Source organism: Actinoallomurus liliacearum (genome assembly GCF_039542035.1).
In the GTDB taxonomy this organism is placed as follows: Bacteria; Actinomycetota; Actinomycetes; order Streptosporangiales; family Streptosporangiaceae; genus Actinoallomurus; species Actinoallomurus liliacearum.
This window is the reverse complement of record NZ_BAABHJ010000017.1, coordinates 1-13,615: the sequence shown is the minus strand read 5'-3', so window position 1 is coordinate 13,615 and position 13,615 is coordinate 1. Positions and strand designations below refer to the sequence as shown.

The following is a 13,615-nucleotide window of genomic DNA, read 5'->3' as shown; positions in this document are numbered from 1 at the left end:
CGCCTTGGGCGGTGGGGGCAGGAGGGGTTACAGAGAGTCGATCACCGCGTCGATCACGCGGGACAGTCGATCGGGCCCCTCGGCGACGCGCGCCACCAGTCGTAGCCCCACCACCGTGTTCATGAGCAGGCTGCCGAGCGCGTGCGCGTCACGGTCGGGGGCGATCTCCCCGGAGCGCTGTCCCTCTTGGATCAGCGCGCGGAAGGCGTCCTCGGTGCGGTCGAGCATGCGCCGCACGAGTTCGGTGGCCACCTCGTCGGTCCCCGCGAGCTCCGCGGCCGTGTTCACGGCCATACAGCCACGGCGATCAGGGTCGGCCAGATCCATCTCGGTCAGCAACCTCAGCACCTTGCGCAGCCGGGTCCTTACGGGCCCGGGCTCCTCGAGCATCTCGATGAGGAGTGCCGCCTGGCTGTCCCGGTAGCGCCGGAGTGCCTGCTGGAACAAGGCCTGCTTGCTGCCGAAGGCGTTGTAGAGGCTGCCCTTGCCGATGCCCAGGGCGTCCACCAGGTCCTGCGGAGTGGTGGCGGCGTAGCCCTTGCGCCAGAACACCTGCATGGCCTGCTCGACGGCGACCTGTGGATCGAACTGCCTCGGCCTTCCCATGTCTGGACCGTAGCACGTTTTGTACCTTGAGGTAAATAAGCCCGCTCTGGCGATCACCTGGCCGGTCTCTCCGATCGGCCCCGGCGAGCCGGGGTTCCGTTCGACGCCGCGCCCCCTACCGGTGCGCCTCTGCCGCCCGTTCGGGCGTCCACGCGCCGAGGATGCGCAGGGCATCGTCCGACGGGGAGCCCGGCTCGGCGGTGAGGACCATGAGGCGCTGCCCGGAGCCATCGGGGCTGCTCCAGGTGTCACAGTCGAGGGTGAGATCACCGACCAGCCGGTGGCGGTAGTGCTTGGTGCCGTAGCCGGCGCTGTTGACACGGTGCTCGGCCCACCATGTGCGGAAGTCGGCGTCCTGGACGGACAGTTCGCCGACGAGCCGGGCGAGCTCAAGGAGATCCACTGGGTCGACGGCGCCGGCCATGTCGACCTGTACGACCGGAAGCAGTACGTCGACCTCGTCGTCGAGAAGCTCGCCGGCTTCTTCGCGGAGAACCTGGGCGAGTGAAGCGGCCTCGCGGGAGGACTACGCCGGTGCGGCGGCCTGGCGGAGATGGCGACTGACATCGCCGACGAGGTTGATACGGACCCGGCGCTCCAGGAATCGCCACCGACCGTCGCGGCGCTCGAAACGGTCCTGGTATCGGCCGGCGGCGATGGGCTGCAGCGGCAGATCGGGTAGTGCCTGCAACACGGTGACGTACGATCGCGCGGTCGCGGTCCCAGCCTCTTCGTCGACCTCGATGGCGAGGTTGGTGGTGACGTGCTGGGTCCGCGGCGTGCCGTCGCCATAGACGATCAGCGTCTCCCGGAACATCTTCTCGATCTCGCCGCGACCGCTCACCGGCGCCGCACTCCCCACGAAGGTGGCGCCGGCGAACAGCGCGTCCAGCCCGGCGAAGTCCCCGTCGTCCACGAGTTCGGCGTAGCGGGCGATCAGGTTCTCGATCGTCCGGTGACTCGACGACGGATCAGCGGGCATGGTCGGCCTCCAAGGCGAGCAGAGCGATCTTCAGTATCGCCGGTGGTGACAACCGGCGTCTGAAGTGGCGGTCCTGTCCTACCAGACGGGGCTCGTGACGAAATGGGTGTCGTACCGGGTCTGTTCGGTGAGCAGGCTGTCGCGGTCGGCTTCGCCCCGGCGGATCTCGCCTAGTCCTTCACCCAGGTCAGGTCGATGCGATGTCCCAGATCGGAGGCCTTCACGTTGGTCTGGTACATGTCCGTGGGCTGGCCCAAGTGCTTGGCCTTCTCGAACATCACGTACGCGCACGCGTCGACTTCGGCCTTGGTGATGGCGAGGACCTTGGTGACGTGCTTGGCGTCCTGGGTGAAGTCCTTCTGATCTCGGATGTTGTAACCCTGCCGATCGGCGACGCGGATCTGCTTCCACCAGGTGACCTCGGGGGCGCACGGACCCTCCTGGACGTTGGGACTGGGACGTTGGGACTGGGACAACGATCACCTGTCTTCCCCCAGGCGCCGCCCGTCACGTCTGTCCGCCCGGCGCACAGGTCATGACTTCGCGTAACTGACATGTGACAGATGTGGCATGCCCCGGTGGGCGAGTCCCCCCGCCGCGTCCCTGCACTCGCCGACCGCGCACGCGGCTTCTGCGGCGAAGCGCATAAGGGCGCGGGCGGATCCGGTGGATCCACCCGCGCCCTCGGCGTTGCGCCGGGTTCCTGTGGACGGAGCCCGGGCGGTTACATGGGCCGCACCCTCGCGACCGCGAAGATGTTCTGTCCGAAGCGGAGGGGCAGCCGGTCGAACCGGCGGCTCAGCGGTACGACCAGGCGGTCGTACAGCCTCACCAGCCGCGGGTCGGCGAAGTCGGCCGTGCGGCCGACCATGACCCGGTTGAACAGCCCGCCCACGAGGTTGATGGGCCGGCAGACCTCCACCTCCAGACCGGCGAGCCGAAGCCTCTCGGCCAGGCTCTCCGGCGTGTAGCGCACCCGGCGGCCGGCCCGGTCGCGGTCGAAGGCGCTGTACAGACTCGGGTAGCCGGCCTCCCAGACGATGAACCGGCCGCCCGGCGTGGTGACCTTGGCCAACGCCTCCAGCGCCTTGACGTCGTCCTCCAGGTACCCGAGGACGTTGACCAGGAGCACGGTGTCGACCGGTGCGATGTCGAGTCGCTCCGGCAGGTCCACACGGAGCACCTCGGCGTCCTCGAAGCGTCGCCGCAGGTGCTCGACCCAGCTCTGGGTCCGGTCGCTCAGCACCAGGCGCTGGAGCTTGGCGCCCACCAGCTCGATGAGTCGCGCGGACACCTCTCCCGTCTGCGCGCCGACGTCGAACAGCGAGCCGCCGACATACGGTGCGGCCATCGCCGCCTGGTAGGCGCGGTACCGATCGGCGTCCCCGCTGGGCTTCCAGAACGGGACCAGCTCAGGGGCGAGGTGACCGTCACCGTCGCCGGCGGTCGGCTTGACGGGCTCCCTCATCACGAAGAACGGGCGGAGAGAGTCCCGTAACGACTTTCGGGTCATTTCGTCCTCCATCTTGTTTAGGTGCGGCTCCGGTCGCGTACACCGGTCGGCCGCACGGCTTCACCCCCTACAGTTCCGGCTGAAGGCCGTACGTCATGTGCCGGGCAGAGGGTGCCTGGCCATCTCCCGGCGTGGCTCCGCTTGACCTTGACACAGTGACAAGGTCTTCACTGTGGCCGAGGAGGTGGTCCCAATGACCATGCCGAAAGAGGACACGAACCCGACGAGGGCTCTCCAGGGGCTGGAGAACGGCAATTCATCGGTGCGGATGCGGGCGGCGATGGCGGTCGGCACCGCCCCGGACCCGAGGTTCGTCGACAAGCTGATCGAACGATGCGCGATCGAGCCTGAATTCTTCGTGCGTGAAATGCTCACCTGGGCACTCACCCGCCACTCATCATCAACGACGGTCCCGAAGCTCATCGACGAACTCCGCTCGGAGCGTGCGCAGGCACGAAGCCAGGCGTTGCACACGCTGTCCAAGATCGGGGACCGGCAGGCGTGGCCGGCGATCACCCGGGCGCTCCTGACCGACGCCGACGACGAGGTGGCGCGGAGCGCGTGGCGAGCAGCGGTCGTACTCGTGCCCGAAGGGGAAGAATCCGAGCTGGCCGGAGTGTTGGCGACACAGTTCGGGCGCGGCGAGCGTGAGACGCAGTTGAGCCTCAGCCGGGCGCTGATCGCGCTCGGTGAGGTGATCACGCCGACCCTGCGCGCCGCGATGACGGATCGCGACCCTCGCGTGCGCCGGCACGCGATCGCCACGGAACGGCTGCTGCGCGACCCGGATGCCGGATTCGAGTCCGCGATCGAGGAGGCGAAGCGTCTCATGGCCCTCGGCACGACCGGCCAGGAGGGGGGATAGGCGGTGTTGATCGGCGATGTGGCACGACGGTCCGGAGTCAGCGCCCGCATGCTCAGGCATTACGAGTCGCTCGGCCTGGTGCGGCCCAAGGGCCGTACCGAGGCCGGCTATCGAGCGTATTCCGGCGAGGACATCCGGCGGATCTTCCATATCGAGAGCCTGCGGTCATTGGGGCTGTCGCTGCGCGAAGTCGGGTGTGCGCTGGACGATCCCGGCTTCAAGCCCTCGAAGCTCATCGACGACCTCATCCGCCAGACGCGAGAACGCATCGCGAACGAGACGGAGCTGCTCACACGACTCCGTCGGATCGACGCCGCGGAACCCGCCGGCTGGGAGGACGTCCTCCAGATCGTCGCACTCCTCCAGGCCTTGGGGTCGGAGAGCGCCGGGAAGCGCCAGCGGGCGGCCTTGTCCTCAGTCGAAGAGGTTCCGGTGCCAGTGGAGGTTCTGGTCGAGGCGGCGTTGAGCGAGACGGACCCGAACGTCGCCGGAGCCCTTCGATGGGCTCTGGCGCGATCGGGCGATCGCGCGTCGGCGCTGCTGGCGGAGGGCCTCGGCTCACCAGCAGCCGAGGTGCGGAAACGCGCCGTCCAGTCCATCGCCGAGATTCCGAACGGGGCGGCGACAGCCCTGCTGCACGACGCCCTCACGAACCCCGACATCGTGGTCCGCAGGTGTGCGGCTCTGGCACTCGGGGCACGTGGAGTGGCCGACGCGGTTCCGACGCTCATCGACATGATCGTCGAGGGGACGAACGACGCCGATGCGGCCGATGCGCTGAGCGCGCTGGCGAGTGATCCCGCGTTGGCGGATCAGATCGCCACCAGGCTCGTCGACCGCCTCACCCACGGCACCATCGAAGCGTCCGCGCGTCGGCGGCTGGCCGAGGCGCTCGCGGACATCCCGGGGATCACGACGTCACGTGCCCTCGCAGATCTGTCCCATGACGAAGACCGTGCCGTGGCGCTCACCGCGACATACATCCTCAAGCTGCGCAACGCACGATAAGGGATCTCTCCTCGGGCGCCGTGGCCGGCAGTTCGACAGGCGGAGAGTGTGCGGCCGCGTCGCCTGGTGAGGACGCCGCGGCCGGTCCGTGCCGGTCAGCGGACCTTGGCGAAGAAGGCGCGCATGTCGGCGGCGAGATGATCCGGTTGGTCCATGGCGATGAAGTGGTGTCCGCCCGGGTTGTCCTCCGGCCAGTGGAGGATGGTGTTGTGGCGTTCGGCGAGCCGGCGGATTCCAGGCGGTCCGCTGTAAACGCCGGTCGGTACGACCGTCCGTCCTTCCGGCCAGCCGAAGCCGGTGCTGCGGTGAACTCCACGAAGGAGTTCGGCCAGCCGTGCGTGAGGATCAGCGGTAGGGCACCGGGCTCGGCCGAGCGTACGTGCAGGAAATGGATGTCCTGACCGTCGATCTCGGTCATGAACTGCGGGAACTCGTTCAGTCGCGCCTCGTGCCGGCGCCAGTCGTACTCGTCGCGCCAGTAGCCAGCTAGCTCTCGGAGGTAGGCGACGGGAACGCCGCGGCTCCATCCGTCACCGGGCAGTCGTTCAGGCCAACGGGTGCGGTCCAGCCGATCGTTCAGGTCGTCCAGGTCGGCCTGGGCGATGTCAATCTGGAAAGGGCGGACTTCGGTACTCATGTCTCTCCCGATGCGTCGCGATGACGGGACCGACGGTAGAGGCCATGTAGGTCGCCCTCTGTCCTAGATGGCGCTCGTCAGGACGGCGCTCGCGATGACCTCGAAGAGGCGGTCGGCGCGTGGCGCGAGCGAGGGTTGATCGCCGAGCCAGGCGAGCATGGATATCAGCGCGAACAGATCGGCGCCATCGATATCGCTCCGCGCCATGCCCGCGGCCTGGGCGCGGGTGAGGAGCCGCGCACCGGCTGCGCGCAGGGTGACGCACGAAGCATGGAGTGCGGATTCGGTGTCCTCGATGGCGGCTGCCATCAGCACGGTCACGCCCCGATACTCGGTTGTCCACGCGACGCAGTCGCGTAGCCACGAAACGAGAGCGTCTTCGGGTGAGCTCGACGTCTCGAGCTCGCCCGCCTTTGCCGTCAGTTCGTCGAAGCTCGTGCGGAGCAGGGCATCGAGCAGGTCCTCGCGCGTCGGGAAGTGCCGCAGCAGCGTCGCGAGCCCGACATCGGCCCGGCGCGCGATGTCGCGCAGTGACACGTCGACGCCGTGCTCGGTGATGGCGGTGCCCGCTACTGCGAGCAGGTGGTCGCGGTTCTTCCTGGCGTCGGCCCGCATCTGTCCCTCTCAACTATCCGGATCGGTGATCCAGTTGACTATCCGGATCGGTGGTCCATATATTCGGATCAGTGGTTCGGATATCCGGATCACTGATCCGATAAGCGTATCCCCTGGCAGGGGCAGGAGAAAACGATGCCGACACACACGATGAGGGCCATCCGGCTGCACGAGCACGGCGGCCCTGAGGTTCTGCGTTACGACGAGGTGCCGATTCCCGCGCCGAGGGCGGGTGAGGTGCTCGTTCGCGTTCACGCGGTCGGCATCAATCCTCCGGACTGGTACCTGCGCGACGGGCTGAGCAACATACCTCCGGAGACGAGGCCGAAGTTCGACCTGCCCGTGATCCCGGGGACGGATGTGTCGGGTGTCGTCGAGGCCGTCGCCGCGGATGTGGAGGGCTTCTCCGTCGGGGATGAGGTCTTCGGTCTCCTTCGCTTTCCCAGCTTCGACGGCAGGGCGTATGCCGAGTACGTGGCCGCGCCCGCGTCGGACCTCGCACGCAAGCCGGCCGGCATCGATCACGTGCACGCCGCCGGGGCGCCCATGTCCCTGCTGACGGCGTGGCAGTTCCTGATCGAACTCGGACACGATCACCCCTCGCCCTTCCAGGCGGCGCGGCATCGCCCGATGCCCCTCGACGCCGACACGACGGTGCTCGTCAACGGCGCCGCGGGCGGTGTGGGGCACTTCGCACTACAGCTGGCGAAGTGGAAGGGCGCCCGCGTCGTCGCGGTGGCATCGGGCGCGCATGAACCGTTCCTGCGCGAGCTGGGCGCCGACGAGTTCATCGACTACACCAGGGGTCGTCCCGAGGAACTCGTGCACGACGTCGACCTCGTTCTCGACGCCGTCGGTGGCCGCGACAGCGGCCGCTTCCTGCGCACGCTCAAGCGCGGCGGCGCCCTGTTCCCCGTGTTCTTCGGCGAGTACGACGACGAAGAGACCGCGAAGCTGGGCGTCACCGTCTCGGGCACCCAAGTCCGCTCGAACGGCGCACAGCTCGCCGAAGTGGGACGCCTGCTCGACGCGGGCGCGGTGCGCGTCGCGATCGACAGCACGTTTCCGCTCGCGGATGCCCGGGCGGCGCACGAACGCGCCGCCCGGGGGCACATCCAAGGCAAGATCGTGCTCACGGTCGCCTAGGAACATCGGCCGGCGGTGGCCGGTTGCCCGTGCCGCCGGAACCCTGCCGGCGGTCGGCGTGCTGAGCTGTTGGCTGAAGAGTGAGTCTGAACAGCGGCCACTGATCTTGTTCAGAATTACTTCGCGTCTTCGGCGGAACAGCCGGCGCGCCGACCGTTGAAGAACGGGCGCGGATCCACCACAGACGGCGGCATCCGCACCTCATCCTCGACGGACACCCGGTAGTACGCCCTACCTCGGTGCCTGGAAGCCGCCGATCTTCTGCTCGAGCAGTTCGGCCAGCCGCAGCGGGGTGCGGTCTTCGAACATCGGACCGATGAGCTGCACTCCCACCGGCAGGCCCTCGGGGGACCGGCCCGCTGGTATGGCGGTGGCGGGCAGGCCGGGCATGGTGGCCAGACCGGCCCAGACGAGCTGGTCGAAGTACGGGTACTCGACGCCGTCGATGTCGATCCGGCGTTCCCTCGGATCGGGGTTGTGGTCGTGCGGGAACGCGGGAGTGGGCGTGATCGGGGACACCACGGCGTCGAACTCGGCGAAGAGTCGCCGCCAGCCGTGGCGGTGGAGCTCGCGATGGTTGTTCGCCTCGATCCAGTCGCGGTGGCTGAGCACCATCCCGCGCAGCAGCGCCGCATCGAGACTCTGGTCGTCCGCGCTCAGTCCGGCGGCGCGGGTCCGCAGCTGCTCGTCCGCTTCGACGGGAAAACGCGCAACGGAGCCCGAGAACAGCAACTGCCTGTAGAGCATCGCGGCTTCGGCCAGGTCGGGCAGCAGCGGAGTGTGCCGTTCGACGCGGGCGCCGCCGTCGACAAGCGCGTCGGCCACCCGGTTCACACCCGCCCGTACAGCGGACCCGGTCGGAATGAGCGGATGCTCGTCGAGGACCAGGACCCGGAAGTCGTGGAGCCGCTCGTGGCGCGCGGGCGGCAGCGTCAAGTCGTACGCCATACCGAGCGTCAGCGGGTCCGGTCCGGCCATGACGTCGAGCAGGAGCGTGAGGTCGCGGGCGGTGCGCGCCATCGGGCCGACGACGGCGAGGTCGAGGTCGACCGGCAATGCCGGAGTGGCCGGCGGGACCATACCGCGGGTCGCCGCCAGTCCGAGGGTCGGCTTGTGTGCGTAGACACCACAGAAATGCGCGGGGGTGCGCAGCGAACCGGCGATGTCGGAGCCGATGGACAACGCGCCGAATCCAGCCGCCAGGGCCGCCGCTGATCCGCCGGAGGATCCACCCGGCGTGCGAGCGTGATCCCACGGGTTGTTGGTGGTGCCGTAGATCTCGTTGAAGCTCTGGATGTCTTGCAGCCCCAACGGCACATTGGTCTTACCGAGCACCACCGCGCCGGCGGCCCGGAGCCGCGACACCTGTACCGCGTCCTCGGCCGGCACGAAGTCCCGGTACATCGGCATGCCCCAGGTCGTGGGCAGCCCGGCGATGTCGTAGGACTCCTTGACCGTCACCGGAATACCGAGTAGCGGCCGGTCCTCGCCGCGGGCGCGCGCCTGGTCGGCATCGCGCGCGGCGGCCCGCGCACGGTCGAAGTCCGGCACACAGATCGCGTTGATCGTCTTGTCGTCCCGCTCGATACGGGCAATCGCCTCGTCGGTCAGCTCCCCCGATGTCACTTCACCGGCACGCAAGGCAGCCGCGAGTTCTTCTGCAGTCGGAAAGTTCCACTCCATGAATCCGACCGTACTGACCCCTGGCAGAGGCCATAAAATGCCGATTCGCGCAACGGGACAGATCTGCGCCGTGCTCTGGAAAACGGCCCCGAGGAAACGTACGGCGACAGCTGCTGGTGGCATTGGGACCGGCGGCTGGATCGCCACGATTCTTCGTGGACGACGTCGTGGACGGCGGTCATGGCGCATGAGCCCGGCCCATGCGCAGCTCGCCGAAGTGGGGCGCCTGCTCGACGCGGGCGCGGTTCGCGTCGTGATCGACAGCAGGTTTCCGCTCGCGGATGCCCGAGCGGCGCACGAACGCGCCGCCCGAGGGCACATCCAAGGCGAGATCGTGCTCACGGTCGCCTAGGAACGTCGGCCGGCGGTGGCCGGTGTCCGTTCCGGCCGAACCTTGCGTAGCCCAGCATCCTGACCTGCGGGTTGAAAAGTAGGTCCGAACAGCGAGCGCCGATATTGTTCAGACCTACCTTGCATTTTCGGTGAGGACAGCCCGCCGATGCCGCTCTCCCGGCGCGTCCTTAAGCGTGCCGTCGTAGCCGGTGAGGGCAGGCCTCTGGTCGGCAAGAGGTGTCAGATAGCGACTTGCGCGCCGATTCCATTGAGGACGCGTTCGAGCCCATGCTGGAAGCGCGCGGCGAGAGATAGGTGTGACATCCGGGATTCCAGTATGGACCGGGTGAACAGCGGATAGGTGCCTGACTCGACGACCTGTCGGACGTACGGCCCGACGTAATCGCGCTTCCATGTTTCCGGGTCCAAACCGGTGCGGCGGGCTTCCTCCTGCCAGCCGATTTCGCGGCGGATCGCGCTGTGGATGTAGTCGTTGAGCATGCCGACGTAACCGGTCACGTCGTCGATGTCGGGGACGAACCCGTCGAGGGCGGCCAGGGCGAACTCGTGTACGCGCAGTAGCTGAGGGCCGAGGGTGGGGCGGCCGGACAGCAGTGGGACGAGCCAGGAGTGGCGTAGTCCTGTGGCCCGCGTTTGGTGGGCGACCAGGGACAGGTCGGATCGCCAGTCGCCAGAGGGCCGGTCGGGGAGCTCGATCTCGCGGATCACCATGTCGATCATCAAATCGAACAGGTCGTCGCGCTTGGGCACGTAGCGGTAGAGCGACATGGCGCCGGTGCCGAGTTCGCAGGCGATTCTGCGCATGGTCGTGGCCTCCAGGCCCTCGGCGTCGGCGATCTGGACGGCCGTCCGAGTGATCTGGTCCCGGCTGTAGCCGGGGCGCCGTCCGGGCCCGGAGCGCTCCAGGCGTTCCGGTCGCATCCAGATGCTCGTCGGCTGGTCGTCGGACATCCACACGCTCCTTTCATTTGCGTACAGGGTACCTGAATGGCTATGGTCCCATTTCGAGTACGAGGTACGCGAAAGAAGGTCAAGCTGTGGGTTCATCTCTTCGTACGGGTGTGATCGGCGTGATGATCGGCATGATCACTGCCCCGCTTGACGGCATGATGCTCGGGCCGGCCCTGCCGACGATCGTGGGAGATCTCGGTGGTCTGGAGTACTTCTCCTGGGTCGCGACCTCCTACCTGATCTGCATGGCCGCCGCGACGCCGATCTGGGGAAAGCTCGGTGACCTCTACGGGCGAAAGCCCGTTTACATGGCCTCGATCGTGCTGTTCCTGCTGGGCTCGGGGCTTTCGGGGATGTCGCAGGACATGCTCCAGCTCATCGGCTTCCGTGCGGTGCAGGGGTTGGGTGCCGGAGGTCTGATGGTGGGTGCCCTGGCGCTCATCGCCGAGCTGGTGCCGCCCAGGCACAGCGGCAAGCTCATGGGGCTGTTCGGGACGATGATGCCGATCGCCTTCATCGCCGGCCCCCTGCTCGGAGGCCTGTTCACCGAACAGCTCAACTGGCGCTGGGCGTTCTACGTCAATCTGCCCGTCGGAGCCGTCGCCCTGCTGCTCATCGGCGGCGCCGTACGGCTGCAGCCGCGACGGATCCGCGCCCGGATCGACTACCTGGGAGCGGTGCTGCTGACGACCGCCCTGGCGGCACTGAGCCTGATCGCCAGCTGGGGCGGCACACAGTACGCCTGGGTGTCCGGCCCGATTCTCGCGCTGGCCCTGACCGGAGTGTTGTCGCTGGCCGCGCTGGTGAAGGTGGAACGGCGCGCCGTCGAGCCGATCGTGCCCTTGCGGCTGTTCGCCGACCGGAACTTCACCCTCGCCCAGATCGTGCGCTTCCTTGGCGGCGTCGGCATGGTGATCGCGGCCAACTTCCTGCCCCAGTACATGCAACTGGTCCAGGGCGCCTCGCCGATCGTCAGCGGCCTTCTGGTGCTGCCCTCGATGCTGGGCATGGTCGCCGTGCTGGTCGGCACCGGCCGGCTGATCAGCCGCACCGGCCGATACCGGATCTATCCGATCCTTGGCGGCGCCACCTTCGCCGTCGGCATGCTCCTGCTGCTGGTGCTCCGGCCGGGCACCAATCCGGTCCTCGCCTCCGGCCTCACCCTGGTCGGGGGCATCGGAGTCGGCCTGCTGATGCAGAGCACCACGATCATCACTGTCAACAGCGCCGAGCCGCGAGACATGGGGGCGGCCAGCGGTTCCGTCACCCTCTGGCACACCATGGGCGCGTCGCTGGGCGTGGCCGCGCTCGGCGCCCTGTACACCGGCCGGCTGCAGGGCACCCTCGCACAACGCCTCGGCACCCGCACCGCCGATCGGATCGCCACCGGCCGGCTGACGGCACAGGCGCTCCAGCAGTACCCAGCGCCCGTGCGCGAGGCGGCCCGCGTCGCCGTCTCCGACGGCATCCATGCCATGGCCATCGGCGCCGCCGTTCTGGGCCTCATCGCCTTCACCCTGGCCTGGTTCATCCGCGAGATCCCCTTGCGTGACCGGATGCCCGCCGAACCCGCCACGGCGGCGGCATGAGGGCCCGCATTTCGTACGAACGACAGAGCGTGCACGTCCACATCGTGTTGGACGTCATCTGCGCGCACTCCTACCTCGGACGACTTCCCGCCCGGCGAACTGCGCGCCCGGCTCCGCCGGGTACGCGCCCTCGGCATCACAGCCGTGCCGGTCTTCCTGATCGGCTCCCTGCCACCACTGACCGGAACCCAGACCGAGAACACCTTGTACGCGGCGCTCAAGGAGGCCGCGCAGACGAGAGGACAAAACCGTGACCGACAGACCGCTCAGACTCGCCGTCATCATCGGCAGCATCCGCGACGGCCGCTTCGGACCCACCGTGGCCACCTGGTTCGCCGGAGAGGCCGCACGCCGTACCGACATCGAGATCGACCTGATCGATCTGGCGGACGTACCGATCGGCGCGGCCGCCCCGTCCGTCTCGCCGCCACCGCAGGTGCTGACGGCTCTGAGCGATCTGACACCGCGGCTGGAAGCGGCCGATGGGTTCGTGATCGTGACCCCTGAGTACAACCACAGCTACCCGGCGGCATTGAAGAACGCGATCGACTGGCACAACGCCCAGTTCCACGCCAAACCGGTGGCATTCGTCTCCTACGGCGGCCTATCCGGCGGACTGCGCGCCGTCGAGCATCTGCGCGCGGTCTTCGCCGAACTTCACGCCGTCACCACGAGGGACACGATCAGCTTCCACGGCACGTGGGAGTCCTTCGGCGAGGACGGCCGGCCCAAGGACCCGAACGGGCCGGCGATGGCCGCCAAGACGCTGCTCGACCAGCTGACCTGGTGGGCTCGAGTGCTGCGCGACGCCAAGGCCACCACTCCCTACAACGCGTAACGGAAAGACAGGAACAGGAACATGACGTCATTGACCGGAAAGACGGCGCTGGTGACCGGCGGGAGCAGGGGCATCGGCCGAGCCATCGCCACCCGGCTCGCGAGGGAGGGGGCTCGGGTCGCCGTGCACTACGGCAGCAACCACACCGCGGCGAAGGACACGGTGTCGGCCATCGAAACGGCGGGCGGGCAGGCCTTCGCCGTCCACGCCGAGCTGGGCGCACCCGGAGACGCCGAAACGCTGTGGGCCGCGTTCGACGCCCACGCCGACGGCCTCGACATCCTGGTCAACAACGCCGGAATCCTCGGCGACCAGGCCGAGATCGACGGCGTGACCCGGGAGGGCTTCGAGCGGCTGTTCGCGGTCAACACCACGGCCCCGTTCTTCATCACGCAACTCGCCCTGCCGCGGCTGCGCGACGGCGGCCGGATCGTCACGGTCGGCACCATGCTGACCCGGGGCCCGGCCATGCCACGGGCGATCGACTACGCAATGTCCAAGGCGGCCCTCGACGTGCTCACCTCGACGCTCGCCAAGCAACTGGGCCCGCGGGGCATCACGGTCAACATCGTGGCACCGGGGGTGATCGACACCGACATGCACCAGGGGCGGCTGGTCGGCGAGGCCCTGACGTGGCTGGAGTCTCTGTCGCCGCTGGGCCGGTTGGGCACGCCGGAGGATGTCGCCGACACGGTGGCGTTCCTGGCCTCCGACGACAGCCGCTACATGACCGGCCACCGCTTGGACGTGTCAGGCGGGACGACCGTCTAGGGTCTGTCCGGTGGATCACGTGGTGATCCACAACAGTGCGGAGACCAGGGTGATCGC

The 13,615-nt window shown here is 68.2% G+C and carries 15 protein-coding genes and 1 pseudogene; 7 read left to right on the top strand and 9 right to left on the bottom strand.

The window, feature by feature from the left end; genetic code table 11:
• Positions 1 to 27: 27 nt before the first annotated feature.
• The 5 genes from ABD978_RS23755 to ABD978_RS23735 all read right to left on the bottom strand — a co-directional run bounded on the left by ABD978_RS23755 (position 28) and on the right by ABD978_RS23735 (position 3,056).
• The gene (locus ABD978_RS23755; RefSeq protein WP_345358505.1) at positions 28 to 606 is read right to left on the bottom strand and encodes a TetR/AcrR family transcriptional regulator; all 579 of its coding nucleotides are present in this window, start codon (positions 604 to 606) and stop codon (positions 28 to 30) included.
• A 115-nt stretch (positions 607 to 721) separates the two neighbouring features.
• Positions 722 to 1,009, bottom strand: coding sequence for an MmyB family transcriptional regulator (locus tag ABD978_RS23750; protein ID WP_345358502.1), 288 nt, complete (start codon positions 1,007 to 1,009; stop codon positions 722 to 724).
• A 123-nt stretch (positions 1,010 to 1,132) separates the two neighbouring features.
• Positions 1,133 to 1,588, bottom strand: coding sequence for a nuclear transport factor 2 family protein (locus tag ABD978_RS23745; RefSeq protein WP_345358499.1), 456 nt, complete (start codon positions 1,586 to 1,588; stop codon positions 1,133 to 1,135).
• A 170-nt stretch (positions 1,589 to 1,758) separates the two neighbouring features.
• The gene (locus ABD978_RS23740) at positions 1,759 to 2,064 is read right to left on the bottom strand and encodes a hypothetical protein (protein ID WP_345358496.1); all 306 of its coding nucleotides are present in this window, start codon (positions 2,062 to 2,064) and stop codon (positions 1,759 to 1,761) included.
• A gap of 248 nt (positions 2,065 to 2,312) precedes the next feature.
• Positions 2,313 to 3,056, bottom strand: a complete 744-nt coding sequence (locus ABD978_RS23735) for a class I SAM-dependent methyltransferase (RefSeq protein ID WP_345358492.1) — start codon at positions 3,054 to 3,056, stop codon at positions 2,313 to 2,315.
• Positions 3,057 to 3,294: 238 nt separating this feature from the next.
• Here ABD978_RS23735 and ABD978_RS23730 point away from each other — a divergent pair, with 238 nt between their 5' ends.
• Together ABD978_RS23730 and ABD978_RS23725 are read left to right on the top strand one after the other, a co-directional pair.
• Positions 3,295 to 3,966 carry a HEAT repeat domain-containing protein gene (locus ABD978_RS23730; RefSeq protein ID WP_345358489.1) on the top strand — a complete coding sequence of 224 codons (672 nt, stop codon included), beginning with the start codon at positions 3,295 to 3,297 and terminating at the stop codon, positions 3,964 to 3,966.
• A gap of 3 nt (positions 3,967 to 3,969) precedes the next feature.
• Complete coding sequence (locus ABD978_RS23725; protein WP_345358486.1) at positions 3,970 to 4,974, top strand: HEAT repeat domain-containing protein; 1,005 nt, start codon at positions 3,970 to 3,972, stop codon at positions 4,972 to 4,974.
• A gap of 307 nt (positions 4,975 to 5,281) precedes the next feature.
• Here ABD978_RS23725 and ABD978_RS23720 read toward each other — a convergent pair.
• Together ABD978_RS23720 and ABD978_RS23715 are read right to left on the bottom strand one after the other, a co-directional pair.
• Positions 5,282 to 5,611: pseudogene (locus ABD978_RS23720) on the bottom strand (epoxide hydrolase N-terminal domain-containing protein); the annotation flags it as partial.
• Positions 5,612 to 5,674: 63 nt separating this feature from the next.
• On the bottom strand, positions 5,675 to 6,226 hold the full coding sequence (locus ABD978_RS23715; RefSeq protein WP_345358483.1) for a TetR/AcrR family transcriptional regulator: 552 nt from the start codon (positions 6,224 to 6,226) through the stop codon (positions 5,675 to 5,677).
• Positions 6,227 to 6,361: 135 nt separating this feature from the next.
• Here ABD978_RS23715 and ABD978_RS23710 point away from each other — a divergent pair, with 135 nt between their 5' ends.
• Positions 6,362 to 7,372, top strand: a complete 1,011-nt coding sequence (locus tag ABD978_RS23710) for an NADP-dependent oxidoreductase (RefSeq protein ID WP_345358480.1) — start codon at positions 6,362 to 6,364, stop codon at positions 7,370 to 7,372.
• A 231-nt stretch (positions 7,373 to 7,603) separates the two neighbouring features.
• Here ABD978_RS23710 and ABD978_RS23705 read toward each other — a convergent pair whose 3' ends face one another.
• A complete protein-coding gene (locus tag ABD978_RS23705; RefSeq protein ID WP_345358477.1) occupies positions 7,604 to 9,202 on the bottom strand; it encodes an amidase in 1,599 nt (532 codons plus the stop codon).
• Between ABD978_RS23705 and ABD978_RS43965 the strand changes: the two genes are divergently transcribed.
• Positions 9,093 to 9,407 carry a zinc-binding dehydrogenase gene (locus ABD978_RS43965; RefSeq protein WP_425550751.1) on the top strand — a complete coding sequence of 105 codons (315 nt, stop codon included), beginning with the start codon at positions 9,093 to 9,095 and terminating at the stop codon, positions 9,405 to 9,407. The two genes, ABD978_RS23705 and ABD978_RS43965, sit on opposite strands and share 110 nt — an antisense overlap.
• Positions 9,408 to 9,628: 221 nt before the next feature.
• On the opposite strand, the gene ABD978_RS23695 is transcribed toward ABD978_RS43965, so the two are convergent.
• Positions 9,629 to 10,360 carry a TetR/AcrR family transcriptional regulator gene (locus ABD978_RS23695; RefSeq protein ID WP_345358471.1) on the bottom strand — a complete coding sequence of 244 codons (732 nt, stop codon included), beginning with the start codon at positions 10,358 to 10,360 and terminating at the stop codon, positions 9,629 to 9,631.
• An 86-nt stretch (positions 10,361 to 10,446) separates the two neighbouring features.
• On the opposite strand from ABD978_RS23695, the gene ABD978_RS23690 reads away from it, so the two are divergent.
• The 3 genes from ABD978_RS23690 to ABD978_RS23680 all read left to right on the top strand — a co-directional run bounded on the left by ABD978_RS23690 (position 10,447) and on the right by ABD978_RS23680 (position 13,558).
• Positions 10,447 to 11,949, top strand: a complete 1,503-nt coding sequence (locus ABD978_RS23690; RefSeq protein WP_345358468.1) for an MDR family MFS transporter — start codon at positions 10,447 to 10,449, stop codon at positions 11,947 to 11,949.
• Between the two features lie 250 nt (positions 11,950 to 12,199).
• On the top strand, positions 12,200 to 12,787 hold the full coding sequence (locus ABD978_RS23685; RefSeq protein ID WP_345358465.1) for an NADPH-dependent FMN reductase: 588 nt from the start codon (positions 12,200 to 12,202) through the stop codon (positions 12,785 to 12,787).
• A gap of 21 nt (positions 12,788 to 12,808) precedes the next feature.
• Positions 12,809 to 13,558 (top strand): SDR family NAD(P)-dependent oxidoreductase, encoded by a 750-nt coding sequence (locus ABD978_RS23680; protein WP_345358462.1) that lies wholly within the window; start codon positions 12,809 to 12,811, stop codon positions 13,556 to 13,558.
• Positions 13,559 to 13,615 lie beyond the last annotated feature (57 nt).

What these genes read in the sequence shown, in the direction of transcription:
- ABD978_RS23755 (WP_345358505.1), bottom strand. Translation starts at nt 606, where the DNA reads ATGGGAAGGCCGAGGCAGTTCGATCCACAGGTCGCCGTCGAGCAGGCC.
- ABD978_RS23745 (WP_345358499.1), bottom strand. Translation starts at nt 1,588, where the DNA reads ATGCCCGCTGATCCGTCGTCGAGTCACCGGACGATCGAGAACCTGATC.
- ABD978_RS23735 (WP_345358492.1), bottom strand. Translation starts at nt 3,056, where the DNA reads ATGAGGGAGCCCGTCAAGCCGACCGCCGGCGACGGTGACGGTCACCTC.
- ABD978_RS23730 (WP_345358489.1), top strand. Translation starts at nt 3,295, where the DNA reads ATGACCATGCCGAAAGAGGACACGAACCCGACGAGGGCTCTCCAGGGG.
- ABD978_RS23715 (WP_345358483.1), bottom strand. Translation starts at nt 6,226, where the DNA reads ATGCGGGCCGACGCCAGGAAGAACCGCGACCACCTGCTCGCAGTAGCG.
- ABD978_RS23710 (WP_345358480.1), top strand. Translation starts at nt 6,362, where the DNA reads ATGCCGACACACACGATGAGGGCCATCCGGCTGCACGAGCACGGCGGC.
- ABD978_RS43965 (WP_425550751.1), top strand. Translation starts at nt 9,093, where the DNA reads ATGCCGATTCGCGCAACGGGACAGATCTGCGCCGTGCTCTGGAAAACG.
- ABD978_RS23695 (WP_345358471.1), bottom strand. Translation starts at nt 10,360, where the DNA reads ATGTCCGACGACCAGCCGACGAGCATCTGGATGCGACCGGAACGCCTG.
- ABD978_RS23680 (WP_345358462.1), top strand. Translation starts at nt 12,809, where the DNA reads ATGACGTCATTGACCGGAAAGACGGCGCTGGTGACCGGCGGGAGCAGG.